This window comes from Psittacicella hinzii (assembly GCF_003585935.1).
GTDB classification, from domain to species: Bacteria; Pseudomonadota; Gammaproteobacteria; order Enterobacterales; family Psittacicellaceae; genus Psittacicella; species Psittacicella hinzii.
The window spans coordinates 1-2,254 of the sequence record NZ_NRJG01000175.1 but is presented as its reverse complement, the minus strand read 5'-3'; the positions used below and the strand labels follow the sequence as shown (position 1 = coordinate 2,254).

The 2,254-nt window shown below is 33.4% G+C and carries 2 protein-coding genes; both read left to right on the top strand.

Features of this window, described 5'->3' with window-relative positions:
• Positions 1 to 194: 194 nt before the first annotated feature.
• Positions 195 to 1,745 carry a type I restriction-modification system subunit M gene (locus CKF58_RS07740; RefSeq protein ID WP_119532623.1) on the top strand — a complete coding sequence of 517 codons (1,551 nt, stop codon included), beginning with the start codon at positions 195 to 197 and terminating at the stop codon, positions 1,743 to 1,745.
• Between the two features lie 8 nt (positions 1,746 to 1,753).
• On the top strand, positions 1,754 to 2,254 hold a 501-nt coding region (locus CKF58_RS07735), incomplete at its 3' end, for a restriction endonuclease subunit S (RefSeq protein ID WP_222987768.1).

Genomic DNA, 2,254 nt, shown 5'->3' with positions numbered 1-2,254 from the left:
AATCTCTTGCGATTGTAATAATCATTGCAATCAAAATCTAAAGATCCCTTTTAATACCAATTTTTCTCTGTTTCCTAGCGATTTAACCTAATTTCTTAGTATAATTGAATAGTATGAATTTACCTCGCTGGTATGCTAGAGGTAAACATGAATTATTAAGAATGTTACTTTTTTAAATTGTTAAGGTATAAACAATGTTATTTATGGAGCAACGCGCTGAATTACAGCGCAAAATTTGGCAAATTGCTGATAATGTACGTGGATCTATTGATGGTTGGGATTTTAAACAATATGTATTAGGGATTCTTTTCTATCGCTTCATTAGTGAACACCTAATGGATTATATGGAAAAGGATTATCCTACTCAAACAGATGAAGAAGTTATCGAAATAATGTCTAAAAATGGGCAACAACACGAAATCATCGAGGATATTGTTAAAACTAAAGGGTTATTTATGTACCCTAGTAAACTATTCTGTAATATTGCTAAAGATGCACATAAAAACAGTAATTTAAATGTTGACCTGAAAGAGGCCTTTGATCAAATTGAAAAATTCACAGCAGGTCTACCATCTGAACGAGTATTTAAAGGATTATTTGCTGACTTCGATGTTACAAGCTCTCGTTTAGGATCTACAGCTGCAGAGAAAAATAAACGTTTAGCTGCAATTCTTCAAGGCATTGCTGAATTAAATTTCGGTAAAATTGAAGATCATAAAATCGATTTATTCGGTGACGCTTACGAGTTCTTAATCTCTAATTATGCAGCAAATGCTGGTAAATCAGGTGGTGAATACTTTACTCCCCCTCAAGTATCACAGTTACTTACTCGTTTAGCAGTACACGGAAAAGAAAAAGTAAATGCAGTTTATGACCCAGCTTGTGGTTCAGGTTCTCTTCTTCTCCAAGCTGGAAAACTGTTACAGAAAAAGAATCTATTAGATGGATTTTTTGGACAAGAAATTAATCCAACTACATATAACCTTGCGCGTATGAATATGCTACTGCATAAGGTTGATTACACGAAATGCAATATTTATTTAGGTGACACTTTATTAAAGCCTGAATTTAGACACATTAAAGAATTTGATGTTATTGTTTCTAATCCTCCGTATTCAGTTAAATGGGTAGGAGAAGATGATCCTACATTAATTGGTGATGAACGCTTTGCCCCAGCAGGAGTTTTAGCACCTAAAAACAATGCTGATTTTGCCTTTGTTTTACACGCATTAAACTATCTTTCTGAAACCGGAAAAGCAGCTATCGTTTGTTTCCCAGGTATCCTGTATCGTGTTGGAGCTGAACAAAAGATCCGTAAATACTTAGTCGATAATAACTACGTAGAATCAATTATTTCTCTTTCAGATAAACTATTCTTCGGAACTTCAATTTCAGTTAATATTCTTGTACTATCAAAAAACAAGAAAACCAAAGATATCCAGTTTATTAATGCTTCAGAGTTCTGTGTTAAAGGGAAAAACAATAACTCTTTAACAGATGAACATATCGATAAAATCGTTGAGATGTTCGCCTCTAAAGAAGAGATCCAATATGTTACTAAGAACGCTTCTTATGAGAGCATTGTTGCTAATGACTACGATCTTTCTGTAGGTAAATACGTTGAACCTAAGTCTACGCGTGAAGTAATTGACATTGATGCTGTAAATAAAGAACTAGTTGAAGTTGTAGCTGAAGTTAATAGATTACGTGCTGAAGTAGATGCACTAATTGCTAAGTTCAAGTAGAGGTTTATATGCATCGAAATAGTTATGTCAAAAGACTATTACAATCGCAAGAGATTGTATATAAGTATTTAGATGAAATATCTGTAGTTAAATCTGGAGTAAGAACAAAATCAGATCAAGGAAGTAAACAACGGTCACATTCTAATCCCTTTCCAGTATATGGAGCCGGTGGATTAGACAGATATATCGATAAATATGTACACGATCAGACATCGGTCATCCTTCCGGGATCTGGTAGTTTAGAAAAATTATTTTACGTGACCGAGCCTTTTTATTGTTTAGGTTCTGTATTTTATACTGTTATTGATACAGAGTTTATCAACCCTAGATATTTATATTACTACCTTAGTACTATAAATTTGCTTTCTCTTAGTGGACAGAGCTCTGGAAGACTTGGTATCAGTAGAGCGAATTACAATAAATTATTGTTACCTATTCCTCCACTAAATGTTCAGTGTCAATTAATAGATGATCTTGATAAGTTCGAAAATTTACATGATGCATTATCT

What these genes read in the sequence shown, in the direction of transcription:
- CKF58_RS07740 (WP_119532623.1), top strand. Translation starts at nt 195, where the DNA reads ATGTTATTTATGGAGCAACGCGCTGAATTACAGCGCAAAATTTGGCAA.